Consider the following 21,916-nt stretch of genomic DNA (forward strand, 5'->3'; position numbering starts at 1 on the left):
ATTTTCCCCCATTACTAGTGTGTAACGGAGAGTCAATTTTTAAGAAGGTAACTTTTTCATCAGCAATCGTCTTTATTGATTTTCGAATAGGTGGCATTGATTTCGCCGCCTACAATGATGATAATGCCGGATATGTAGAACCAGATCATAAGCACGATAATAGCGCCAATGCTTCCATATGTTGCGGAAAAGTTGCCGAAGCTGCTGACATAGTATGAAAAGGCCAGTGATGAAAGCACCCAGCCGATTGTAGCAAAAACGGCACCTGGAACAGCGCTGATACAGGTTAATTTCTTATTAGGCGCAATCCAGTACAGCCCTGTAAACACCACAAAAAGAATGAACGGACTCACCAGCCAGCGAATCATATTCCAAATGGCCAGAAATTGGCCTGATAAACCAAATTCCGAAGAAATAAACAAGCCAATCTGCCTTCCGAAAACAGGAAGAAGCAGAGCCAGTACAAAGACAAAAATCATTGCAAATGTAAGCAGGATCGACATCCCGCGTGCAATAATAAAATGGCGGGTTTCCTTTACGTCATATGCCTTATTAAAAGCCTTCACCACTGCATTGATTCCATTCGAAGCCGACCAGAGCGTAGCAATGATCCCGAAGGAAAGCAGCTTTCCATTCCGCTTCGTAATCTCATAAATATTGGTTTCAATCAGCTTCATGGTCTCTCCCGGTGCAAAATCACGGACAACATTTAAAATATCCTGCTGTGTGATCGGCAAATAAGGAACGAGCGTGACCAGAAAAATTAACAGAGGAAAAAGAGAGAGAAGAAAGAAATACGCTAATTGGGCAGCAAGTCCAAATACATCATCTTCCTCTACTCTTTTCCATAAGTTTGGAATTAGAGCCGAAAGAGTTCGTCCCATTCCAACACCTCACTTGTTATTAATGCGGAAGCTGTACTGAATCATCATCAGATTTGTCCGGCAGTTCACTTGATCCATTTAGTTTAATATCTGAAAATGCCTGCTTTGTATTCTGGACAATCTGTGTTACTTCCGGTGCCATTTCCTTTATTTCTTCCACAGTTCCCGTAATAAAAGCGACGTCTTCACTTACCTGGTCAATGGCAGTTTTGACCTTATTGGATACATCCTTCACCTGATTCACTGCTTCATTTGGGTGCTTTAAATAATAGCCGACATTGCTGGATGTTTTCCGGCAATTATCAAAAACGGTTTCTCTTGTGGATTTGTCCAGAAGGCTTAGCGCACCTCCTGCAAGCGCACCATACATGACACCTTTCCATAATAATGATTTCCCCATATTTTATTCTCCTTTAGCTAAATTATTATATGAAAATTTTATTCAATTTTTCCCTTTTTTCGGTTCTGCAAAACCTGACTCGTCCAATGGCCAGCTTCTCCTTTATTTTCTACTAATTTCCATGGTACATGCAAGTCTAATTTAAGTTGACAATTTGCTGATATCGTGGAAAGATGATAAGAAAAGTGTACGCGTTTAATTACATAGCGATGAGAGGGTGTTGGGAATGAGTAATTTGTCTGTGAAATCAGCTGAGAATGTGGAGTTTATGATTGAGGCTATTAAGGAGAAGCTGAAGGTTTTGAATTTAGGCGCTATTAAGCCATCGCATTTTGATGAGGAAATGTATGAGGAATTGAAGGATATTTATGATCTTGTTATGAAAAAGGATTCGTTTAGTCCCAATGAAATGCAGGCTCTTGTTGAAGAGCTGGGGAATTTGAGGAAGAATAAATAATTTTGGGAGCAGCCATTTGAGGGCTGCTTTTTTGATGGGGTTAGGTATCCATATAAACATTATATGCATCTGTTGATTTGGGTGCTGATTTCCGCTGCAGGGCCTCGTTTTCCACGGGGCTACCGGGAGCCTCCTCGACTCTTTGCGTCTGTGGGGTCTCCCCTGGGTCGCTACTCCCGTAGGAGTCGAGTCCCTTCCGCTCCAATCAGCACGGTTTAATAAGGAATTTTAGAAAATCAAATCCCGAATAAATAACTCCTAAAAAACCCCCTGCCAATTAGGCAGAGGGCTGTCGATTTCATTATCCTAACACTTTAAGCGATTCACGTGTGAATGCCGGGATGTCGTCAGGCTGGCGGCTTGTGACTAGCTGGTTTTGGCATACGACGACTTCTGAGTCCTCGAATTTGGCTCCTGCGTATTCCATGTCCACCTGGATGGATTTGTAGCCGGTTGCGGCACGGCCTTCGAGAGCCTTGGCTGTTATGAGGAGCTGTGGTCCATGGCAGATCGCGAAGACTGGTTTCTTTTCATCCATAAAAGATTTGGCAAATTGGACAAATCGGCCATCGGCACGAAGCTGGTCAGGCGAGAAGCCTCCTGGCAGGAATAGGGCATCAAAGTCCTGCGGGTTTACGCTGTCAATGCTCTGATCTATTTGAACAGTGGCTTCACCCTGTTTTCCTTTAACAGATTTGCCCTGTTCCTTTTCAATCGTCACGACTTCATGTCCTGCTTCTTTAAAGGCTTGTGCAGGTTCCGTGTACTCACTGTCCTCGAACATCTCGGTAATTAAGCATGCGATTTTTTTACTCATTTATACCATCTCCTTATAAAAATCTTCACATAAGGAGATTTCCCTCAAGGCACAATCTTAAACGTAAAAAGCTTAAAACACACCGCTGTCCATTCTTCTCGCAAAATCAACAAACCGGAACTTGTCCGGTCTGTGCCGGGATTCTGTGTACTGAAACAGAGCCGCATCATCAAAGTAAATATAATTTTTTACCACGACGATAGCATGGAACCCTTCCATATCCAGATGCCTGCGGTCTTCAGCAGTTGGCTCTTCCACTGTGAATTCCTTTTTGGCAAAGCTGATTTTTTTTCCGAGTTCACCCTCAATGTAGGCAAAGATAGAGTTCTGGCAAATTTCTTTGGTTAACCCCGGGACAAACTTTTCTATTAGAAAATCCTTGTCCAAAATGATCCGCTCATCTTCAATTTTCCGGATTCGAAACACTTTCCATATCTTTTCATCTTGATCAATTTGAAGATGCTTCATCTTTTCAGCATCAGGCTGAGTCAGGGAAAATTCCTCCACAAGTGTTTCCGCACGCTGTCCCATTTTCCCGGCCAGCTCTTTAAAGCTGACAAGGCCCGATATGGGAAACTGCAGTTTTTTTAAATCAAGGACCATCGAGCCCTTTCCGCGTATTTTCTGAATAAAACCGTTTTGCGCCAGCAAATTCAGCGCTTTGCGGATCGTTTCCCTTGAAGTGGAATACATACCCGTCAATTCATGTTCAGATGGCAGAATGGATCTGGCGGGATACTTGCCTTCCTGGATTTGCTGGGCAAGCTCTTCATATATCATTAAATATTTATTATTTCTCATTTCAATCACCATTTCAGTCAAGTTACCCCCATTCTACCATTAAATGAGCGGGCTTTGAATTATCGGCTGGACAGCTGGATAAAATACCATCCGCCTTCCGTTACGACCGGCTTGAAGGTTTTCACTTTAAGCTTCAGCTCTTTCGCGAGATGATGGATATCCTCCTCGGTCGGAGTTGGATAAAGATTTTCAAAGGCAGAAAAGAAGCTGTTGAACACACTGGAAAACTCCTCGCCTTTTTTTGAATGAAGAATGGGGGTGATAATGGTAATGGATCCTTTCCGGCTAAGCCAGCTTTTAAGCCGGGATAGAAGCTGCCTGCGATCCTCCGGCTGGATGTAGTGAAGCAGGTTATTGACCATAATCAAATCAGCCTGATGCTCTGGAGAGTATTCATGAACATCTGCTGTAACGATTTGAATGTTAGGAATGTCTTTGCAATTAGTTCGGGCAGATTCTGCAACCTCTTCATTCATTTCAATTCCTGCCAGTTTGGCATTCGGGAACTTCTGGCTGATTCTGCTTAAATAGCCGCCTTCCCCGCAGCCAATATCGATGATCCGCTCCATTTTGTTTTTCTTAATGGTTTTCATCAAACGAGGCAGGGCAAGCTGCTCAAGCAGGGATGAGGTTCTCGCTACTGTCGGTCCATGCTCTTCATGGTTAAAAGTATTCTTCTTATTGGAACGTAGCAGTTCTGGATAGGAAAGTAAAGTTGGGATATGCAATTCCATCATTTCCTTCAGGATGATTCCTGTGGAACGGGGGTTATTCGGTGTGGACGGAAGACTGAATTTCGATGCTGTCTTGATTTTGTCCTCGCCTTTCTTTTTCAAATGGCGGATCGCCAGCCCCACCTCCACCCATCTTAAAAGCAGCTCCTCCTGCAGATTTCTGCTTGATGCCACCTCTTTTACCGTTCTCCAGCTGCGGAACTGTGAAAAAAGGTCTAGCTCAAATCCGACGTATGCATGCCAGCTGTATAGAAAGGGCTGGTTCTTTTTCATCCAATTTCGCGCTTTTAATAACCTCACATATTCATTTATCATGGCTGTTCAACCTTCCTCCAGGGATAGTCTTCTTTTTCTGTATAAAAATAATGGCTTTTCACTGAATCGGGTAAATCTTCTTTTCTAGCCGGCATGATTCCAGCCTGAATCAATCGGTCCCTAAGACTCTCCGGCCAATAACCGAGGCCTGAGACATTCAGCATTTGCTTATATTGCAGGGTTTTATCTCTTTCAATCTGCTTCAGGCCTTTTCGGCGGACTCCTGTGATTATACGATTGGAGTAAGAATAAGCAATGGCGGATAAATGGCTGAGGCTAATCATGTTTTCAGCGCGGGGTTTCCGGACCTTTTCATACCATTTCAGCTTGTCCGGCACGATTCTTCCGCTCGTATACATCTCAGCAAGCAATTCACCCAGCACATCGGCATCCTGAATCGCCATATTCATGCCTTCCCCTGCCATCGGGTGCACTGTATGTGCCGCATCGCCCAGAATCGCCATTCTTCCATCCACATATTTATCTGCATAAAAAGCCGTCGGAATCATCAGCTGAATATCCTTCCAGTTTTTCAGCCTCGTCACATACCCGTCCAATTCAGGAAAAAGCTCTACATAATTTTTATGGAAATAGTGAATTCCTTTTTGGAGATGTTCCTTATAAGAACCCTCCGGTATTAAATAAACAGACCGTACTTTCGCATCCGGCAGCGGAAATAATCCGAGGAACCGCTCATCCTTAGAGATGATTTTCCCTTCCTCCAATGAATGCGGGCAGGGAAAGGTGACCGTTAAGAATTGATGGTTGTATTCTAGCTTTTTAATTTTGCTGTTCATTTCTTTTCGGGTAATGGAATTTCTTCCTTCAGCACCTATATAAAAATCAGCTCTCACTGTCAGCCGCTCCTTTACATCCTTCCGCTCCACCAGTAAGTCGCCATTGTCATACCCTTTTGCCAGGGACCCTGGCAGATAATGAAAATTTGAATAGTGAAGCGCCTGTTTAAGAAGAATCCCTTTCAGCTTTTCATGCTCGATCATGAGTGAGTAATCATAATCTCCAGGGAGAATACTGTAATCCATTGCAAACTCTTTCTCCCCTTCCTCAAACGCGATCCGGGAAAAGGAAAAGCCATTTTCCAAGATTTCACCCAGGGCATTCAGCTCTTCAAAAATTTTCAGGCTCTTTGGCTGTAAGAGTTCACCTCTATAAACGGAAGATGGGGCATCCAGCTTTTCCACTATAGTGACATCAATATTGGATTGAGCCAGCTTCAGACCAAGCGTCAAACCGCCAATCCCTCCGCCCAATATGGCAACCTCTGTTTTCAAGGACATGTTTCCACCACCTTTGCCTTTTATTTAACCTCCTTTTTAAAAAGCAAAACCAATGGATATGCTGATATTACAATGTCTGGAAAAAATTTATAGAACAAACTTTTGAAAATAGGAGTATGATTGTGGAAGGCACCTATATTTTCAAAATCCTGTATAATAGATAGAGTAAAATTAATTAACGTACCCTTTGGGCTATATATAGCAATAATTTTGGAGGCAATAAAAATGAGAGAAATAGCAGTCGAACAATACATCCAAATGGATAACGCAGTTCCGGTCGATGTCAGGTCTCCAATTGAATTTGAGGAGTGCAGCATACCCGGTGCTGTCAATGTTCCGCTTTTCACAAACGAAGAACGTGCGGAAATCGGGACATTATATAAAAAAGAAGGCTCTGATGCGGCGAAATGGAGAGCGATGGAAATCGTTTCACCTAAAATTCCGTCCATGATGCAGAAAATCAGAGACCTGAAAAATGATGGCTTCCAGCCTGTCATTTACTGCTGGCGCGGCGGAATGCGCAGCAAAGCGGTTACTACATTTATCACTTATGCGGGCGTTTCGATCCCCCGTTTAATTGGGGGCTACCGGGCGTACCGTCAATATATACTTGAAAACACAGCAGACCTGATTCCTGAAAAAGCAGTTGTTCTGCACGGAATGACCGGCGTTGGGAAAACAGATGTGCTGAAGGTGTTAAACGAAAAAGGCTATCCTGTTATTGACCTAGAGGAAATGGCAGGCCACCGCGGTTCGATCTTCGGCTCCTTCGGCATGGGAGACGGCAGCACACAGAAAACCTTTGATGCCCTATTGTATCAAGCCCTTTCTGAGGTTAAAGGCTCCCCCTATATTATTATGGAAGCTGAAAGCAAACGAATAGGCAAGGTGGTTCAGCCGGATGAGCTGCTGGATACTAAAAAATCAGGAATCCACATTGATATGTTTGCCAGCATCGAATCCCGTGTCCAGCGCATCCTCCGTGACTATGTTGAACCATATCAAAAAGAAGAATGGTTCAAGCCGAAAGTGGATGAAAGCCTCGTGTTTATTAAAAAACGGCTGAAGAATACTGAAATCCGCGAGCAGCTGGATGAATCAGTGGAAACTGAGAACTACGAGCTATTTATCAAGCTTTTATTAGAACATTATTACGATCCACGATATGCTTTTAAACAGCATGACTATGAGGGTGAATTCCACCATGTGAATGCGGATAATGTGGAAGCAGCTGCACAGCAGGTAATTAACATTATTGAAAAACAAAATGCTCCCGTCCTATGACGCGGAGCATTACTTTTTGAGAGCGACAAAAGATATATTTTTATAAAACTGTGATAACTAACTATTTAAATAAGTTAACACTATGGTATGATGATAATAATATTGAACGATTCGTTCTTAATATGGAACCAAATATGATATAATCCTATTACATACAAAATAAGGTGTGTGGTATACGATGATCGGTGATCGTGTAAAAAAACTTCGCCAGGAAAAGAAAATGTCACTATCCGAGCTGGCTGAGCAGGCCGGTGTGGCAAAATCATATTTAAGCTCACTCGAGCGCAACCTGCAAACAAACCCATCGATTCAGTTTCTCGAGAAAATCGCCGGTGTTCTGAATGTTCCTGTGGACCATTTGATCCATGAGCAGATCAACAAGGAAGATCTGGATTCAGAATGGATGAAAATTGTGAAGGAAGCAATGGAATCGGGTGTTTCGAAGGAGCAGTTTCGGGAGTTTTTGGATTTTAATAAGTGGAGAAGCGGACAAAAATCATAATTGCCAATAAGCCTGAATGCACAGGCTTATTTTTTTGGCAAAATAAAAAGCATTTCCATATAGAGATGCCTCTAACAGAAATACTTAGCCAACTGGATATTTAAGCTTCCATCAGAACCTCTTGAGCTCTGTTATTATGTAAAAACTCTCTAATTTCTTCCTTTTGCAGGCCTAAGTTTTTTGCTTCCATAATTAACTGCAGCCACTCCAAATCAACTTCTTCAACCTTAATATTTTTCTCTGCCAAAACTCTTCCCCCCAGGATACTTTTCGTATTCCAGGCAATCCAGCCATCGTAGCATCACCCAATACCTTAGACCTGTGACTTTGCGTCCTCATTTTTCAATGAGTTTGCCTTTTTCTGCGCCTATCGGCTCAAAGAAATATTTTCCATAGATGTATTCTACTATGACCATATTGCTAACGTTGTCAGATTTTGTAATTTTTGTTGATTATTTTAATATTAAATTAATTTATTTTTCGACAAAATCCTAATACTTTTATGTATTTGATTACCTGAACCCATCATCTTTTACAGTAAGTTGTTATTTATGGCCGAACTTCTTTTGGAGTAGTAGGAAAGTCCGATTCTTTTTCTGTAGTTTTTGCTGATTTCTTTTAATGTATAGTTGTGCGTGGTTTTGCATTTCCTAAAGGTGGTGTGGACTGGTTCAAGAGTCATAGCATCCAAGAAAATTTCATTCGTTAAATCAGTGTGGCAAATCGGACATAGCCAGCCATCCGATTCACTGCTGCTGTATGAAGGTTTGTGGCATTTATGGCAGTTCTTTCGATACATTTTCAGCCTCCTCAGTTAACTAAGATTAGTAATTTCACTCTATCGATTATTAAGATAGAGTTTCATAAATCCATAAAACATGAAGTACTAATATGAATGAATAAAGATAAGCTGCACCTCTTGCCTATACCTTTACTTTAGTTTGCGGCGGAAAATGAATTGAAGCTGACAGCAGGATTAAAAAGCCTGAAAGAAAGGCTTTAATAGAAAGAAATAAAAGGGGTTCTACCGTATATAGAAAATCCATAATTGAATTCACTTCTTCAATCAGCGAAAGTCTAATTCCAAAGAACGTCAAGAGACCATCCAGAAGATTGGCTGAAGGCAAGATACCGCAGAATTTTTTTCATAAGTTCAACGCTTAATGAGTAGCTTTTTGATTATATTCATTAATTGCTTAGATAAGTTCTAAACGCGAATAAAAATTAAGGCCTTAAAGAATAGTTCATCAGGCCTTAATCTAAGTTTCACTCCTAAGCCTTCTATAACGCCATAAAAAAATTACGCTTCCGGCACCTAAAAGTAGTGCGCCAATAAGTAATAAATTATAGTTATTAGTTGCGGTATTTGGGAGCTTGTTAACTTTCTCTGGAATTACCGTGGCATCTGTTGATGGTGGTGAAGTACTAGTTCCTCCTCCAGAATTATTATCTCCTGATCCGGGAGTCTCGTTGTCAGTTCCAGAATCACCTGTTGCTTCGGCAAGAAAAATGATTTCAACCTCTGCAGCGGAGTTTTGAAATTCATTTCCCAAATGCTCAGGCATTGTTACTTGGAAGAATAAAGTTTCTTCTGTTCCTTTCGCTAATTTCCGGGGAGAGAAACCTTTAAAATCTTTTAACTTTCCTTCATAAAGCATCTTTGTATCTTTTTTAATCTCCAACTCTAATTCTTCAAATAGTCCTTTGACAGACTTTGATTTGCCAATTTTTGAGGTGTATTTAAAATCCTGTTTTCCATCATTTTTTATCGTTATATTTCGAGGCATCCAGTCGCCGGGTTTTAGGTTTTCCACATTAAATAAAATCCCGTTGGTTGTAGTATTTATATCTAGCTCTTTTTCTTCTGCACCTACACTCTTTTCAAACAAGAACATAAAAAAGAAGAATCCAGTTATTAATAAAATTTTTATTGGTTTTGCCAGCAGACTTTGTTTATTCATGGCATTACCTCACGTTCATTGATTTTAACAAAAGGTGGGAACTGGATTCCCACCTTTTTATATTGCTAAATTATGGTCGACTTTGACCTCTAGTTTGTTTTGCATCAAATTTCCAAGTAAGAGCAAGGGATGCATTTTGGAACTCATTTTGATCCTGCCCATTATCTACGAATTCAAATTGCACATGCAATTTATCAGATGTATTCGCCTTTAAGCCGTCCCTTTCTCCGTCTTGCCAACCAAAAATACTAGCACTAACGTTGTCCACAGCATCAGGACTTAAATTTTTCAATTCATATAGAGTTTTGCTTGTTATAACATTGCTCGGTCCCAAAATTCCACTTTTATCCTCATTTATTAAAAAGTTAACTTTTATGTGTTTAGCAAATTCGTCAGAAGCATCATCAAAGTGAGTTGTCAATAACACTTTTGAAATATCTAAAGTTCCATTATTCTCTAGTTGGAAAGTTCGGTACATCCAATCACCAGGTTTTAAATTAGAGACATCAATAATGGTTGCCGGATTAACAGCTAAATCTAACGTACCTGCAGCAAATGTGTTATTTGTAGTCTCTACATCATTAAAATATGCAAATGTTCCCCCACCAATTAACGAAATACCAAGTGCTGCAGATGCAATTCCCATACCTAACTTTTTCTTAAGATTCATAATAAAGCTTCCTCCTCTTACCCCTTTTTGGGTATGTATAATTTTTTATATATTGACCCCTGCATTTCTGCAGGGAGTGCAACCAAATTAAGCAGTTTTTTCTTCTGAATCTGTTTTGCTGGTTTTAGGATCAATTTCTCTTATAGCCTGGAAGATGCTGAATGCTGCATATCCTAGAAGAAGTAACCCTGGACCAATAAGTAGAATCGCGCTTCCTTCTTTCGATTGAGCAAAGTCTATAAAATATCCCACATAAGGAATGGTAAAACCAGTATAAATAGCTCTTACATTGTCAGATAGCACAGGTTCCATGTCTGCAGTTTTGTTGTTATCTCCCTTTGTTTCATACATGACATGATCTCCGCTGCTGCTGACACCGATTACTCGGTGAGTAATTAATTTTTCTTCGCTTGCCTGAAATGTAATGACATCATTTTTCTTGAGTGCCTTGCTTTCTTCTGAACTAAGCGGCTTTACTGCAATAACCGACCCAGTTTGGAAGGTAGGCTCCATTGAGCCTGATAACACTGTCTTTAGCTGATATCCAAAGGCCTGGGGCTCTCCTCCTGATGCTTTTGAGGAGACCACTAGAAAGGCCATTAAAATTAAGTTAATAAATAGAACCGCTGTTATAATGTTGCTTATAATTTTCAATGCTTTTTTCAAGCTATTCACCTGCCTCATTTGAGCTTTCTTCAGTATTAACCGGAGCTTCTGAAGCCTTAGCCTTGGTATCTTCCGGCTTTGATTCTTCTTTTGGTTTCTCTTGTGGCTTTTCTTCCACTTTAGGCTGTTCTATTTTCTGCTCATCTTTTGGTTTTTCTATTGGTTCTCCTGCTGGCTTTTGCTCAGGCTTCTCTTGAGGTTTACCTTTCGTTGGTTCAGCTGCTTCTTTGCCGGTTTCCTCGGCCTTATTACTTCCTTGTTCCGTGGCAGTCTCTTCTGTTACTTCTGCCTTTTGTTCGGTTTTCTCTTCTTCCGCAGTAGAAGCTTTATCTGACTCTAAACTAACCTTTATTTCTTCACTCCAGAGTTCTCCTTTTCCAGGGTGATCTTTGTGCTGATAGGCCTTAAACATATAGGATCCACTTTCCTGAGGAATAAAAGAAACTTCTATTGTTTTTCCTTCTTTAATAGGAGCAAATGTCAGCACTTTACTAACGGTCTTTCCATTTTTCGGGTTCCCCTTCTCGTTGTAATAAATTTCATATGTTCCTTTTGTTTTCATATCTGACCCTGTGTTTTGAATGGTGGCATATATTTTCTGTCCATCGGATTTTTGGCTTGTAAACTTTAATGAACTGCAATCCCAATCACCATGTTTCTTGCCTTTAGAACACCCAGGCTCTTCTGTCTCCCAGGTACCGGCTTGAATGGTCCCAGTTACTGTATCCCTATCACTAAAATAGGCATTCGTCTGCCCAGTCAGAGTTGCCGACATCCCAATAAGCAGATACCAGGCAGCCACAAACTTAAAAGCGAGCAATAGGATTTTGTTCTTCTTCCCAAATTTCCTGTTCCGTTTGTATCGTATAAGAACCCCCTCCTAGTGAGTTGATGTTCTTTAGTTTTGTTCGTTTCGTTCTTTTTATCGAACCGATAAGTTGAGTATAGTCCATACGTCTTATTTTGAAAAATTCCAAATTCAGCCGTTTTTTCGTTTTAAAGAACGTTTTTCGTTCTTTTCCTAAGATTATCTCGAGATTTCTCACTATTTTGTATTTTTTATTGAACATTTTGTTCGTTATAATGAAAATATGTTTATAATTTATGACAAGGGAGTATTATGCCTATGGTAGGTAGTCGAATTAAAAGTTTAAGAATTAAAAAGGGATACTCAATTAATGAGCTTTCTGAAAAAGCGGAGGTATCCAAATCATACTTGAGTTATATTGAGAGAGGCATACAGGAGAATCCTTCGCTGCAGGTTTTATCTCGAATCGCCAGAACACTGGATGCTAATCTTGAAGATCTGCTGGAAGAGAATAAGGAACAAATTACTGATTTGTCTAAGCTGGATGAGGAATGGGTTTCCCTTGTCAAAGAAGCAATCAGACAAGGAATCACAAAAGAGGATTTCTCCTATTATCTGGAGTTCATTAAATTTAAGAAGATGAATGGAGGGAACGTTTAGTTGAAGGTTAAAGGCCGTTTTCTAATTGCAGCTGCCTCCTTCCTTATCTTAATCGGAGGCGGATTGATCCTGTTCTCTCTGCAGGAAATGTATGCTCAGGAGAAGAAAACAAAGGATTCCTTAGCCCATGCACAAGAAAGAATTCAAAGAGAAGTGAACAAAGAAAGCAAAAGTGTTCTCCAAACAGAACAGAGAATAGATGTTTCTTTTAAACAGGGTGAAGCCATCGGCATCTTAAAAATCCCCCGCTTGGAAGCTGAGCTTCCTATTATAGAAGGAACCGATGAGGATGAGCTGGAAAAAGGAGTGGGACATTACTCCACAACTGCATTTCCAGGACAGCCAGATCAAATTTTATTATCAGGGCATCGGGATACGGTTTTTCGCAGCCTCGGCGAACTTAAAATCGGAGATATTTTTAAAATCAGCATGCCATATGGTGAGTTTACCTATGAAATTACCGATTCCAGGATTGTGGATGCGGACGATACCACTGTGATCCGCTCCACCGCTCCTCACGAAATTCTCACTGTTTCCACCTGCTACCCCTTCTCATATGTCGGCAATGCACCCTCCCGGTATATCCTGAATGCAAAAAGAATACAAAATTAAGAGGCTCTTTCCCAAGGAAAGCGCCCTTTTTACTCCACCTTAGACAAACACCCGTCCCCCATCCAAGAATTTGTACATATCCTTTACTATATGGGTTTCCAGAAGGGACGAATCCTGATGATCAACTTCTTAAGATTTCTATTATATTTAGCCATCATCATCACAGCTATCATTCTATCAATATAAGAAGCCAGACGTTCAAAGCCTGGCTTCCCTCTTTACTTATTCAAGCTAACTGCAATCCTAGCACCCACTTCGGCATTATGCTTCACAAGTGCGATGTTAGCTGTCAAGCTTCTGCCGTCTGTCAATTCCTTCACTTTTCCCAAAAGGAACGGGGTCACTTTTTTCCCTGTGATATTGTTTTCACTAGCTTCTTTTAAGGCTGTTTCAATAACACCGGTAATAAATGCTTCCTCCAGCGCATCTTTTTCAGGTATCGGGTTGGCAATGACTACACCGCCTTTTAGGCCGAGCTCCCATTTAGTGCGAATCATTTCGGCTGCTTCGTCCGCATAGTCCACTCTGTAGTTTACATAAAATGGACTAGTACGAGTATAGAAGGCAGGCAATACATCTGTTTCAAACCCAACGACAGGAACGCCATAGGTTTCTAAGTATTCAAGCGTCAAACCGATATCCAGGATGGATTTCGCTCCTGCACAGATAACGGCCACATTGGTCATCGAAAGCTCCTGTAAGTCCGCTGAGATGTCCATGGTCGTTTCCGCTTCCCGGTGAACGCCGCCGATTCCGCCAGTAACAAACACTTCAATGCCGGCAAGCTCAGCACAGATCATGGTGGCTGCTACCGTTGTGGCGCCATTTTTCTTTTTTGCAATCAAATACGGCAGATCGCGGCGGCTTGCTTTTTCGACGTCCCTGCTTTGCGCCAGGAATTCCAATTCCTCGTCTGATAAGCCAATTTTAATTTTCCCATTTAATATAGCAATAGTTGCAGGAACAGCACCGTTTTTGCGGATGACTTCCTCCACTTCTTTTGCTGTCTGAACGTTTTGCGGGTAGGGCATTCCATGTGAAATGATGGTGGATTCGAGGGCCACAATCGGTTTATTTGCTTTCTTTGCTTCTAGCACTTCTTCTGAGTATTCAAGCCATTTTTCTAACATGGTGTCATATCTCCCTTAGTCGAAATATTGTTTGAATGTTTCCTGCAGGCGTTTGTTGTTCAGGTTCGGATTTACTGTTTCCATGGACTGGAGGGCAAGCATCGAGCAGGACATGCCAATTTTGCAGGCATCTTCTGTGTTCAGGCCTTTTAAATGGGCATAAATAATACCCGATACAAGTGAGTCGCCTGCCCCTGTCACATCAGAGATTTTCACCTTTGGCGGCAGCTGCACACCTGCATCACCCGTGCTTGTGAAGTAAATCAGCCCTTTATCTCCACGGCTGATCACCACTTTTTCCACTCCTTTGGCGATCAGTTCCTGTGCTGCTTTAAAGAAGTCGCCCTCCTTGCTGATTTCCATCCCAGTCAGGGCTTCTGCCTCTTCTTTATTGGCAATCAGCCAGGTAACACCCTGCAGATTTTTCGGCAGATTCTTTACTTTTGGTGCTGAAACCGGCGTGATGCAGAGCGGAATACTCTCTTCGTTACACCTGGTGATGATTTGCTTTAAAATTCCTGCCGGAAAGTTGGTATCCAAAATCACCATCTCAGAAGATGCCAGGTAGCCCCACTTTTTCTCGATAAACTCTGCGGTAACGCTTTCATAAATGGACATGTCTGCTAAAGCCACAGCCATTTCCCCTTCCAGATCAAGCACTGCTGTATAGGTTCCGGTGGTGGACCCTCCCAGGGAATGTGAAGGTGTTACGTCCGCAAAGGCTTTTGTATATTCCAGAAGCCATTCTCCTTCCGGATCACCTCCCACAACTGTCAATAAACCAACATCACAGCCCAGCCTGCCAAGGTTTTCAGCAATGTTGCGGGCTACTCCTCCACAGGATTGAGAGCTCTCGGCGGGATTCGATGTTCCGAATTGGAGCTGTCCGGTTGTCTGGATTTTTCTGTCTATATTGGCCCCTCCCACACAAAGCACTTCTTTCTTTTCCGGCAGGACATAAGCTCTGCCAAGAATTTTCCCCTGCTTCGTCAGTGAAGAGATATAGCCGGCTACAGCCGATCTTGAGAGTCCCGTTTTTTCAGCCAGCTCGTTTTGGGCAATGAATGGATCTTCTTTAATCAGCTGCAAAATCAATAATTCTTTATCATTCATAATGGATCAGCCCTGTCTTTTTTAACTTTTGTTTAAATTATAAACTTCTGTCTATTTATCTCACAAGTGTTATTACTCTGAAAATTTTATAAAATATAAAAAAGGTCTCCCGGCAATAGCAGGAGACCCATTTTTACGCCACTTTATCGTCTTTTTTAATATCCTTTAAATAATATTTTTCTGAAGTAAAGAACTCGTTTTTCAGCTGTTTGACCTCTTTGCTCAGAAGCAGAACCGCCACGATATTTGGTATCAATATCATCGCCAGCGCCAGATCAAGGAACTGCCAGATGGTTTGCGCTGCACCCACTGAGCCAAGAACAATGGCAGCAATATAAACGACTTTGATGGCTTTTCCGGCAAAAGAGCCAAATAGGAACTCAGCCATTTTAGAACCATAAAAGACAACGACAATGATCGTGGAAACCACAAAGAATACGAGTGATACAGCGACAAGAATCCCTCCGAAGGAGCCGAAATACTCCGTAAATGCCGCTGCTGTCAGGGCTGAAGGATCCTTCATTGCCCCTTCCCTTGTCCATACACCTGATGAAAGAACCACAAATGCAGTCGCAGTACAGACAATCAGCGTATCCACCACGATGCCGACAATCGCCCAAAAGCCCTGGCGTACCGGGTGGTCAGTCGTCGCAGCCGCATGGGCAATCGGTGCCGTTCCAAGTCCTGCTTCATTGGAATATAATCCTCGAGCAAATCCCCAGCGAATGATTTCCCCAATGGCCGCACCAGCAAATCCGCCTATTGCAGACATCGGCTGAAACGCATAAGTGAAGATTAATTCCAACACTTCAGGAAGCTTGCCCAGATTCATAAATAACACCACTAAGGCTGCACCTACATAGATAAGTGCCATGAACGGAACGAAGATTTCAGTCACCTTTCCAATTCTCTGAATTCCGCCAAAAACAACTAATGATACTACTAGAGCTACCACAATTCCAGTGTAAAGGCCATTAATCTTAAAGGTCTCGCCAACCGCAGATGCTACGGCATTTCCCTGAACCATAATGCTTGGAATTAATTCAATCATCAGTGCGAAGGCAAAAATGACACCAAGCCACTTCATATTAAGCCCTTTCGTCATGTAATACATAGGGCCGCCCACATATTCTCCTTCTTCATTTTTCTCTCTGTATTTTATGGCCAGGACACTTTCCGAGAACTTAATGGACATGCCAATGAAGGCAATGACCCACATCCAGAAAACTGCTCCCGGGCCACCAAACATGATAGCAGCAGGCACACCTACGATGTTTGCCGCTCCAATGGTTGAAGCCAGTGCAGAGGTGAGTGCCTGCAGCGGAGTAATGTTTCCTTTCCCCTTCGGCTTTTTAAAAACACTCCCGAATGTCTGCTTAAATATATATACCGGATAGCGGAACTGAAAGAAACCCAGCAAAAAGGATAGATACAGCCCTGTTCCGGCCAATAATAGGATGATGGGATATCCCCACAGCCATCCTGAAAGATCTCCTACGACTTCTAATAGCTTATCCAAAAATATTTCCCCCTTATTGATATGCACAGTTGCCCATAATACTCCATTCCCTTATATTTGGCAGTTAAACACTTAGTTAGCAAAAGAAAGATGTAAGGTAGACATATTTTTATATTTCATGTATAGTTAGCTAGGTAACTATTTTAAGCAGGTGAAACAATGCACCCTAATCAAAGTGAATTTTTTCATTCCATAAATCAATTTACCCGCCATTTTTCCAAAGTCCTTAACGAAAGTCTGGTGCCGCTTGGTTTATATGCTGCCCAATGGACGATTATCTACCGTCTGAAAACAGGCGGTGCAAGCACACAGAAAGATATTTCGTCTTATTTGGGCGTTGAGGCTCCGACCATGACCAGAACATTGGCGCGCCTCGAGAAATCCGGCTGGATCACCAGAACAGCAGGCAAGGACAAACGAGAAAAATTGATTTCACTGACTGATGCAGCTATTCTGGAATATGACAATTGGCTTGCTGCAGTAAGGTCAAGCGAAAGCAACATCCTGCAAAACATAACCGAAGAAGAAATCAGCACGATGATCAGACTTATGGCAAAAATGAGAGAAAATATGGTACCAGGCACCTAGACCAGTTAACAAAATTGGTATAGGTGCCTGGTACTTCATTGTTAGGAGGACAACATGAAGAAACAGCCTTTATGGACGAAGGATTTTTTGAGTATTTCTATTACGAGTTTTTTCTTATTTATGGGGTTTTATGTGCTTCTGACTACGCTTCCCCTTTATATTTTGGATGATTTAAAAGGGGACGAAACACAGGTTGGCCTGATAATTTCCGTCTTTTTGATTGCGGCCGTGATCAGCAGGCCATTTACAGGGAAATGGATTGACGAGGTTGGACGCCGGAAGATTCTCCTGGCTTCCCTGATTGTGTTTGCTGTCTCCTCCCTGCTTTATTTCTGGGCTGACTCTACGCCTGCCCTATTGGCCCTAAGATTCCTGCACGGTGTTGGATTTGGCATGGCCACCACAGCGACTGGTGCGATTGTTGCTGAAATTGTGCCCAACGAGCGCAGGGGCGAAGGACTGGGCTATTATGCCATGTTCATGAATCTGGCCATGGTCATTGGACCATTTGCCGGTTTGACGATTGTTCAATACTCAAGCTTTTCATGGATTTTCGCGTTATGTACTGTTTTGTCATTTATCGCTATAGTGCTGGGTGCCTTTGTAAAAATACCGCAAAAAGCAGAAAGCTCTGTGAAGCATCCGAAATTTACCCTTTCAAGCTTATTTGAAAAAAATGCGGTTCCTGTTGCGATTTCAGCAGGCATCCTTGCTTTCGCGTACTCAGGAATTCTTTCCTTTATTTCGGTTTATGCGAAAGAGCTTGATTTGCTTGAAGCCGCCAGCTTCTTCTTCGTGGTATATGCAGCGTTCATTATTATGTCCCGCCCGTTTACAGGCCGCTGGTTTGATACTTACGGAGAAAATAAGGTAATCTATCCAGCCATTGTTCTGTTTGCGGCAGGATTGTTTCTGCTCAGCCAGGCCAATAGCACCTTTGTATTTCTGCTGTCAGGTGCGATTATCGGATTGGGGTATGGCACGATTGTTCCAAGTCTTCAGACCGTCGCCATCAAGCAGGCTGATCCAGACAAGCGCGGACTTGCTACTTCAACCTTTTTCACTCTTTTTGATACAGGGATTGGATTAGGGTCCTATGTTCTCGGAATACTTGCAGTCAAAACTGGCTTCGCTTCGCTGTACTTTATGCTTGCCGGGGTAGCACTGTTTGGCTTGCTCGTATACTACCTGCTTCACGGCAAAAAGACAGAGCCAAAGAGAATACCTTCAGAAGCAAATCTTCCATTATAAAGAGCCATTTACGGCTCTTTTTCTTTTACCCCATATTAATTGAATGTTTTTTCTGAATATTCATTGTGAAAATTTACATATAATAGACATAATAACTTATGGGAGGTTCGCTAATGACCATTGTTCATATATTAAACTTTTCCATTCCCATCGCCTGTGTTTTTTTATTTGGTGTAATGGTCGACCGCATGTGCAAGCCGGATGGCACGGACAGGGAATCAAATGAATAAAATGACTTGCAGTGCCGCCGGATTACAGCATTTTTATGTTCAAAAATAAAAAAGAAACCAGCCTTCTAAGGCTGATTCCCCGTTCTTGGCAATATTAGAATCTCTACCCGCCTGTTCTTCGCTCTGCCTTCTTTCGTATCATTTCCGGCAACCGGCTGGAATTCTCCAAAGCCTTTGGCACTGAACCATTTCGGGTCGAGCTGGTCATTCTTGAGGATGATTTTCATAAAGTTGACAGCCCGCATCACACTGAGTTCCCAGTTGGATTCGAAGTTAGAGGTGCTGATCGGAATATTGTCTGTATGGCCGCTGATGATGATATTTCTTGGCGGGTCCATGATGAGTAACCCGGCAATTTCACCAGCTATTTTTAAATCCTGTTCACGAACCTCTGCACTACCTGAGCTGAACAGGACATTGTCTCTGATAGACACAAGCAGTCCTTCCGTGGTTAATGAGGTTTCCAGTTTGTCAGCCAGGTTCTGATTTTCAATAAAGGCGTTGACTCTTTTCTGCAGCTCTGCGAGTTCTTCCTGGTCGGCAGCCTGCTTCAATTTTTCATTTTCCAATTCATCAAGCGCTGCCATTTCCTCAAAGGCTTTGTTTGGTTCCTCAGACACTGCATCAGTGGATTGCATCTGTCCTTCAGGCATTGGACTCGGGAATTCGAAGACGCCCGTTCCCCCTGAGAAGACATCATTGAAGGCCTTTGACAGCTTTTGAAATTTCTCGGCATCCACAGAACTCATTGCGAAGAGGACAATGAACAGGGCAAGAAGCAGTGTTAATAAATCTGCATACGGCAAAAGCCAGGATTCATCTACATGTTCTTCATCATGCCCCTTCTTTTTCCGCCTACTCATCCTTTTCCACGCTGCTTTCTTCGAGGAATTTACGGCGTTCTCCTGCAGGAAGGTAGGAAGCAAGCTTTTGCTCGATAACGCGGGGTGCCTCCCCTTCTAAAATAGAAAGAATCCCTTCGATCATCATGCTTTTAATTCTCGCTTCCTGCTTGGATTTTCGCTTTAGCTTATTAGCAAACGGATGCCAGAATACATAACCGGTGAATATCCCCAATAAGGTCGCTACGAATGCGGCACTGATGGCATGACCAAGGCTGGTTGTATCATCCATGTTCCCGAGTGCTGCAATCAGCCCAATAACGGCTCCTAATACGCCAAGGGATGGGGCATATGTGCCTGCCTGGCTGAAAATTTGCGCTCCGGCCTGGTGCCTTTCTTCCATCGCTTCGATTTCTTCACTTAAAACATCCCGTATATAATCGGCACTCTGCCCATCAACAGCCAGAGATAAGCCATTTCTTAAAAAGGAATCTTCCACCTCGCCCGTCTTGACTTCCAGGGCAAGCAATCCTTCTTTTCTTGCCAGCTGCGCCCAATCCGAAAATGTTTTAATCATTTCAGATGGGTTCATCAGCTTCTCTTCTTTAAATAAGATGCCAAAAAGCTTTGGGACCCGTTTGATTTCATTTGTTGGGAATGCAATTGCCACTGCTGCTGCAGTTCCCAGGATAATGATCATAATAGCGGCAGGATTAATTAGTACAGACGGGGAGACCCCTTTAAAAACCATTCCTACTCCCACTGCTATGATTCCTAATATGACTCCTATTATCGTAGTTTTATCCATGCAAGCCACACCTTCTATGTAGTCTGAAAATCTCTAAAACCTTCTATTAGTAATTTCGGATGATTTTTACAGTTCTTTAGGAAAATTTTCATATATAAAAGGCAGAGGTGCTTCCCCTGCCTTCGTTTTCATTATTTTTAGATCCAGCGGCAGCCGCAGAAACCTCTTCTTCTGCGGTCGTCGTCATCCCGGCGGCGTCTGCATCCTCTTCCAGATCCAGCCAGATCTCTGTTGTACCATAGGTCGCCAGCACCCGCTACTTCATCACGGTGATGTCTTCTGCGATCCTCTTCTTCTCCGCCAACACGATCTCTTCCACAGCCGCAATGTCTTCTGCGGTTGTCTTCAATTCCACCTACATCGTCATCCCGGCGGTGCTTTCTGCGGCGGTCTTCCGCTCCACGCACGTCATCGCGGCGGCGATCATCATCTTCTTTTACAATAACTCTATCGGCTCTGATTTCTACTTCATCTGCATTGATCTCAAATCTTCTTCTCCAATCTTTTGACATAGTTCTGCCTCCTTTCTCATGGATACTATAGAATATGTGCTGAGAGAGGTTTTCGCATGGACAAATCCCCAATCAGAAAGAAAATGTGCCTGTATAGTAAAAAAACCCTATCCTATTCAGGAGAGGGTTTTAAGAATTTTTTGAGGATGTGATTTTCAATCAGCAAAGATCAGCCTTTTTGAAAGACTAAGCTGTTTATTTTCATTAAATGCTTTAAAGCAGCCTGGAAGTTAGCATGTGTTTCAGCATTTAATTCAATGCCGGACAATACGATTTCCTTTATAAGCTGCGGGGTCATTCCTACAAAGTAAGGCTTAACTCCCATGAGGTTAATCGAATCAGTCAGATTGCGGATTTGTTCTCCAAGTTCGGAAAGGTTCATCTGCTCGATCCGGTCGGTCGTTATATCGGTAAAATCGATGATGGCAAATTGTATATCATGTTCTTTAATATGATTCAGTATTTTAGCAGTGATTTTTTCGAGTCTTTCCGCCATAAGCAGGCCAGTAATCGGCACTAAAATCGTCTGGGGAATGATCGATGGAATAATCGGTGCGGTCATATCTGCTATGGCTGCCTCGTATTCCTCCACTCTTTTTTCAAGTAACTTTATATAGTCATCTTTATTCATGTGTTCTCCTCAATTCCAATCATCTAATTCATTAGAATAATTTATTGTTAATTTTTTCTTCGTAGTTTTTGAAAAGGGATGAGTTAGTGTTTTGCCTTCTTTTGGACATCATGCTGTTGTAGCGGAGCAGCTTTTCGTTTAATTTTTTCTGCAGGTTCTTTTTTTCATCCTGGTCATCACATTTCTTCATTAAATCTTCGATCGTCAGCATTTCCTTTTTCACTTGGTTTTCTTCATCAGTGAATCCGGCATTCTTCATGATGCGATAGGCCATGCGCAAGTTCTCAGGGACAGAAGACAAGTCATCTGGCGGCAGAGGTTTCCCATATCCCGGCAGATTATCAAATTCGCCGTCTTTATAAGCCTTTTTGATCCGATCTTCAGAAAGTATAGAAAAAAAGTCCACTCAAGCTCCCCCTTCAC

The 21,916-nt window shown here is 42.2% G+C and carries 28 protein-coding genes and 1 riboswitch; of the genes, 7 read left to right on the forward strand and 21 right to left on the reverse strand.

The annotated features are described in order from the left end of the window. Nucleotides 1-59: 59 nt before the first annotated feature. Together NSQ49_RS07650 and NSQ49_RS07655 are read right to left on the reverse strand one after the other, a co-directional pair. Nucleotides 60-884 (reverse strand): YihY/virulence factor BrkB family protein, encoded by an 825-nt coding sequence (locus tag NSQ49_RS07650; protein ID WP_159861995.1) that lies wholly within the window; start codon nt 882-884, stop codon nt 60-62. 19 nt (nt 885-903) lie between these two features. Further along, complete coding sequence (locus NSQ49_RS07655) at nt 904-1,284, reverse strand: YtxH domain-containing protein (RefSeq protein WP_251283221.1); 381 nt, start codon at nt 1,282-1,284, stop codon at nt 904-906. A 226-nt stretch (nt 1,285-1,510) separates the two neighbouring features. On the opposite strand from NSQ49_RS07655, the gene NSQ49_RS07660 reads away from it, so the two are divergent. Further along, complete coding sequence (locus tag NSQ49_RS07660) at nt 1,511-1,741, forward strand: DUF1128 domain-containing protein (protein ID WP_159861997.1); 231 nt, start codon at nt 1,511-1,513, stop codon at nt 1,739-1,741. Nucleotides 1,742-2,042: 301 nt separating this feature from the next. Here the strand turns inward: NSQ49_RS07660 and NSQ49_RS07665 are convergent, their stop codons facing one another. The 4 genes from NSQ49_RS07665 to NSQ49_RS07680 all read right to left on the reverse strand — a co-directional run bounded on the left by NSQ49_RS07665 (nt 2,043) and on the right by NSQ49_RS07680 (nt 5,706). After that, entirely contained in the window at nt 2,043-2,558 is a 516-nt protein-coding gene (locus tag NSQ49_RS07665) for a type 1 glutamine amidotransferase domain-containing protein (protein ID WP_251283222.1), read from the reverse strand. A gap of 72 nt (nt 2,559-2,630) precedes the next feature. Next, on the reverse strand, nt 2,631-3,371 hold the full coding sequence (gene treR / locus NSQ49_RS07670) for a trehalose operon repressor (protein ID WP_251283307.1): 741 nt from the start codon (nt 3,369-3,371) through the stop codon (nt 2,631-2,633). A gap of 47 nt (nt 3,372-3,418) precedes the next feature. Beyond that, complete coding sequence (locus tag NSQ49_RS07675) at nt 3,419-4,408, reverse strand: class I SAM-dependent methyltransferase (RefSeq protein ID WP_251283223.1); 990 nt, start codon at nt 4,406-4,408, stop codon at nt 3,419-3,421. Further along, nucleotides 4,405-5,706 (reverse strand): FAD-dependent oxidoreductase, encoded by a 1,302-nt coding sequence (locus NSQ49_RS07680; protein WP_251283224.1) that lies wholly within the window; start codon nt 5,704-5,706, stop codon nt 4,405-4,407. The genes NSQ49_RS07675 and NSQ49_RS07680 overlap by 4 nt, the downstream gene beginning before the upstream one ends. Before the next feature lie 225 nt (nt 5,707-5,931). Between NSQ49_RS07680 and mnmH the strand changes: the two genes are divergently transcribed. Together mnmH and NSQ49_RS07690 are read left to right on the forward strand one after the other, a co-directional pair. Further along, complete coding sequence (gene mnmH, locus NSQ49_RS07685) at nt 5,932-6,990, forward strand: tRNA 2-selenouridine(34) synthase MnmH (protein ID WP_251283225.1); 1,059 nt, start codon at nt 5,932-5,934, stop codon at nt 6,988-6,990. 178 nt (nt 6,991-7,168) lie between these two features. Continuing rightward, nucleotides 7,169-7,492 carry a helix-turn-helix domain-containing protein gene (locus NSQ49_RS07690; protein WP_159862003.1) on the forward strand — a complete coding sequence of 108 codons (324 nt, stop codon included), beginning with the start codon at nt 7,169-7,171 and terminating at the stop codon, nt 7,490-7,492. Nucleotides 7,493-7,592: 100 nt separating this feature from the next. Here the strand turns inward: NSQ49_RS07690 and NSQ49_RS07695 are convergent, their stop codons facing one another. From NSQ49_RS07695 to tapA, 7 genes are all read right to left on the reverse strand, one after another. After that, the gene (locus tag NSQ49_RS07695) at nt 7,593-7,739 is read right to left on the reverse strand and encodes an anti-repressor SinI family protein (RefSeq protein ID WP_159862004.1); all 147 of its coding nucleotides are present in this window, start codon (nt 7,737-7,739) and stop codon (nt 7,593-7,595) included. Nucleotides 7,740-7,769: 30 nt separating this feature from the next. Next, nucleotides 7,770-7,858, reverse strand: a riboswitch (cyclic di-GMP riboswitch). 166 nt (nt 7,859-8,024) lie between these two features. After that, a complete protein-coding gene (locus tag NSQ49_RS07700) occupies nt 8,025-8,291 on the reverse strand; it encodes a hypothetical protein (protein ID WP_159862005.1) in 267 nt (88 codons plus the stop codon). 124 nt (nt 8,292-8,415) lie between these two features. Continuing rightward, entirely contained in the window at nt 8,416-8,619 is a 204-nt protein-coding gene (locus tag NSQ49_RS26720) for a DUF5658 family protein (RefSeq protein ID WP_251283226.1), read from the reverse strand. A gap of 132 nt (nt 8,620-8,751) precedes the next feature. After that, the gene (locus NSQ49_RS07705; protein WP_251283227.1) at nt 8,752-9,453 is read right to left on the reverse strand and encodes a TasA family protein; all 702 of its coding nucleotides are present in this window, start codon (nt 9,451-9,453) and stop codon (nt 8,752-8,754) included. A 70-nt stretch (nt 9,454-9,523) separates the two neighbouring features. Continuing rightward, on the reverse strand, nt 9,524-10,123 hold the full coding sequence (locus NSQ49_RS07710; RefSeq protein ID WP_251283228.1) for a TasA family protein: 600 nt from the start codon (nt 10,121-10,123) through the stop codon (nt 9,524-9,526). Nucleotides 10,124-10,210: 87 nt separating this feature from the next. After that, nucleotides 10,211-10,789, reverse strand: coding sequence for a signal peptidase I SipW (sipW, locus tag NSQ49_RS07715; RefSeq protein ID WP_251283229.1), 579 nt, complete (start codon nt 10,787-10,789; stop codon nt 10,211-10,213). A gap of 1 nt (nt 10,790) precedes the next feature. Then, complete coding sequence (tapA, locus tag NSQ49_RS07720; RefSeq protein ID WP_341071588.1) at nt 10,791-11,657, reverse strand: amyloid fiber anchoring/assembly protein TapA; 867 nt, start codon at nt 11,655-11,657, stop codon at nt 10,791-10,793. A 258-nt stretch (nt 11,658-11,915) separates the two neighbouring features. Between tapA and NSQ49_RS07725 the strand changes: the two genes are divergently transcribed. Further along, entirely contained in the window at nt 11,916-12,257 is a 342-nt protein-coding gene (locus NSQ49_RS07725; RefSeq protein ID WP_159862009.1) for a helix-turn-helix domain-containing protein, read from the forward strand. Next, entirely contained in the window at nt 12,258-12,869 is a 612-nt protein-coding gene (locus tag NSQ49_RS07730) for a class D sortase (protein ID WP_159862010.1), read from the forward strand. It begins immediately after the preceding gene. Between the two features lie 218 nt (nt 12,870-13,087). Here the strand turns inward: NSQ49_RS07730 and NSQ49_RS07735 are convergent, their stop codons facing one another. From NSQ49_RS07735 to NSQ49_RS07745, 3 genes are all read right to left on the reverse strand, one after another. Continuing rightward, nucleotides 13,088-13,999, reverse strand: coding sequence for a pseudouridine-5'-phosphate glycosidase (locus NSQ49_RS07735; protein WP_251283232.1), 912 nt, complete (start codon nt 13,997-13,999; stop codon nt 13,088-13,090). A 15-nt stretch (nt 14,000-14,014) separates the two neighbouring features. After that, entirely contained in the window at nt 14,015-15,112 is a 1,098-nt protein-coding gene (locus NSQ49_RS07740) for a carbohydrate kinase (RefSeq protein WP_159862012.1), read from the reverse strand. 133 nt (nt 15,113-15,245) lie between these two features. Beyond that, nucleotides 15,246-16,631, reverse strand: a complete 1,386-nt coding sequence (locus NSQ49_RS07745; protein WP_159862013.1) for an alanine/glycine:cation symporter family protein — start codon at nt 16,629-16,631, stop codon at nt 15,246-15,248. 159 nt (nt 16,632-16,790) lie between these two features. On the opposite strand from NSQ49_RS07745, the gene NSQ49_RS07750 reads away from it, so the two are divergent. Together NSQ49_RS07750 and NSQ49_RS07755 are read left to right on the forward strand one after the other, a co-directional pair. Further along, the gene (locus tag NSQ49_RS07750; RefSeq protein ID WP_159862014.1) at nt 16,791-17,219 is read left to right on the forward strand and encodes a MarR family winged helix-turn-helix transcriptional regulator; all 429 of its coding nucleotides are present in this window, start codon (nt 16,791-16,793) and stop codon (nt 17,217-17,219) included. A gap of 54 nt (nt 17,220-17,273) precedes the next feature. Next, nucleotides 17,274-18,470: an MFS transporter gene (locus NSQ49_RS07755; protein ID WP_251283233.1), complete on the forward strand. Its 1,197-nt coding sequence runs from the start codon at nt 17,274-17,276 to the stop codon at nt 18,468-18,470. Between the two features lie 295 nt (nt 18,471-18,765). Here the strand turns inward: NSQ49_RS07755 and motB are convergent, their stop codons facing one another. The 5 genes from motB to NSQ49_RS07780 form a co-directional block, all read right to left on the reverse strand. Continuing rightward, the gene (motB, locus tag NSQ49_RS07760) at nt 18,766-19,563 is read right to left on the reverse strand and encodes a flagellar motor protein MotB (RefSeq protein ID WP_251283234.1); all 798 of its coding nucleotides are present in this window, start codon (nt 19,561-19,563) and stop codon (nt 18,766-18,768) included. Beyond that, nucleotides 19,556-20,350 carry a flagellar motor stator protein MotA gene (motA, locus tag NSQ49_RS07765; RefSeq protein WP_159862017.1) on the reverse strand — a complete coding sequence of 265 codons (795 nt, stop codon included), beginning with the start codon at nt 20,348-20,350 and terminating at the stop codon, nt 19,556-19,558. The genes motB and motA overlap by 8 nt, the downstream gene beginning before the upstream one ends. A gap of 137 nt (nt 20,351-20,487) precedes the next feature. Next, nucleotides 20,488-20,862: a hypothetical protein gene (locus NSQ49_RS07770; RefSeq protein WP_159862018.1), complete on the reverse strand. Its 375-nt coding sequence runs from the start codon at nt 20,860-20,862 to the stop codon at nt 20,488-20,490. Nucleotides 20,863-21,031: 169 nt separating this feature from the next. After that, nucleotides 21,032-21,493, reverse strand: coding sequence for an STAS domain-containing protein (locus NSQ49_RS07775; RefSeq protein WP_159862019.1), 462 nt, complete (start codon nt 21,491-21,493; stop codon nt 21,032-21,034). A gap of 31 nt (nt 21,494-21,524) precedes the next feature. Further along, nucleotides 21,525-21,899, reverse strand: a complete 375-nt coding sequence (locus NSQ49_RS07780) for a DnaJ family domain-containing protein (RefSeq protein ID WP_251283235.1) — start codon at nt 21,897-21,899, stop codon at nt 21,525-21,527. Between the last annotated feature and the right edge of the window lie 17 nt (nt 21,900-21,916).

It is taken from the genome of Cytobacillus sp. FSL R5-0377, assembly GCF_038004385.1.
Lineage (GTDB): Bacteria > Bacillota > Bacilli > Bacillales > Cytobacillaceae > Cytobacillus.

Coding starts and splice junctions, on each gene's coding strand:
- NSQ49_RS07650 (WP_159861995.1), bottom strand. CDS start 884: ATGGGACGAACTCTTTCGGCTCTAATTCCAAACTTATGGAAAAGAGTA.
- NSQ49_RS07655 (WP_251283221.1), bottom strand. CDS start 1,284: ATGGGGAAATCATTATTATGGAAAGGTGTCATGTATGGTGCGCTTGCA.
- NSQ49_RS07660 (WP_159861997.1), top strand. CDS start 1,511: ATGAGTAATTTGTCTGTGAAATCAGCTGAGAATGTGGAGTTTATGATT.
- NSQ49_RS07665 (WP_251283222.1), bottom strand. CDS start 2,558: ATGAGTAAAAAAATCGCATGCTTAATTACCGAGATGTTCGAGGACAGT.
- treR (WP_251283307.1), bottom strand. CDS start 3,371: ATGGTGATTGAAATGAGAAATAATAAATATTTAATGATATATGAAGAG.
- NSQ49_RS07675 (WP_251283223.1), bottom strand. CDS start 4,408: ATGATAAATGAATATGTGAGGTTATTAAAAGCGCGAAATTGGATGAAA.
- NSQ49_RS07680 (WP_251283224.1), bottom strand. CDS start 5,706: ATGTCCTTGAAAACAGAGGTTGCCATATTGGGCGGAGGGATTGGCGGT.
- mnmH (WP_251283225.1), top strand. CDS start 5,932: ATGAGAGAAATAGCAGTCGAACAATACATCCAAATGGATAACGCAGTT.
- NSQ49_RS07690 (WP_159862003.1), top strand. CDS start 7,169: ATGATCGGTGATCGTGTAAAAAAACTTCGCCAGGAAAAGAAAATGTCA.
- NSQ49_RS07700 (WP_159862005.1), bottom strand. CDS start 8,291: ATGTATCGAAAGAACTGCCATAAATGCCACAAACCTTCATACAGCAGC.
- NSQ49_RS07705 (WP_251283227.1), bottom strand. CDS start 9,453: ATGAATAAACAAAGTCTGCTGGCAAAACCAATAAAAATTTTATTAATA.
- NSQ49_RS07710 (WP_251283228.1), bottom strand. CDS start 10,123: ATGAATCTTAAGAAAAAGTTAGGTATGGGAATTGCATCTGCAGCACTT.
- NSQ49_RS07725 (WP_159862009.1), top strand. CDS start 11,916: ATGGTAGGTAGTCGAATTAAAAGTTTAAGAATTAAAAAGGGATACTCA.
- NSQ49_RS07735 (WP_251283232.1), bottom strand. CDS start 13,999: ATGTTAGAAAAATGGCTTGAATACTCAGAAGAAGTGCTAGAAGCAAAG.
- NSQ49_RS07740 (WP_159862012.1), bottom strand. CDS start 15,112: ATGAATGATAAAGAATTATTGATTTTGCAGCTGATTAAAGAAGATCCA.
- NSQ49_RS07750 (WP_159862014.1), top strand. CDS start 16,791: ATGCACCCTAATCAAAGTGAATTTTTTCATTCCATAAATCAATTTACC.
- NSQ49_RS07755 (WP_251283233.1), top strand. CDS start 17,274: ATGAAGAAACAGCCTTTATGGACGAAGGATTTTTTGAGTATTTCTATT.
- motB (WP_251283234.1), bottom strand. CDS start 19,563: ATGAGTAGGCGGAAAAAGAAGGGGCATGATGAAGAACATGTAGATGAA.
- motA (WP_159862017.1), bottom strand. CDS start 20,350: ATGGATAAAACTACGATAATAGGAGTCATATTAGGAATCATAGCAGTG.
- NSQ49_RS07770 (WP_159862018.1), bottom strand. CDS start 20,862: ATGTCAAAAGATTGGAGAAGAAGATTTGAGATCAATGCAGATGAAGTA.
- NSQ49_RS07775 (WP_159862019.1), bottom strand. CDS start 21,493: ATGAATAAAGATGACTATATAAAGTTACTTGAAAAAAGAGTGGAGGAA.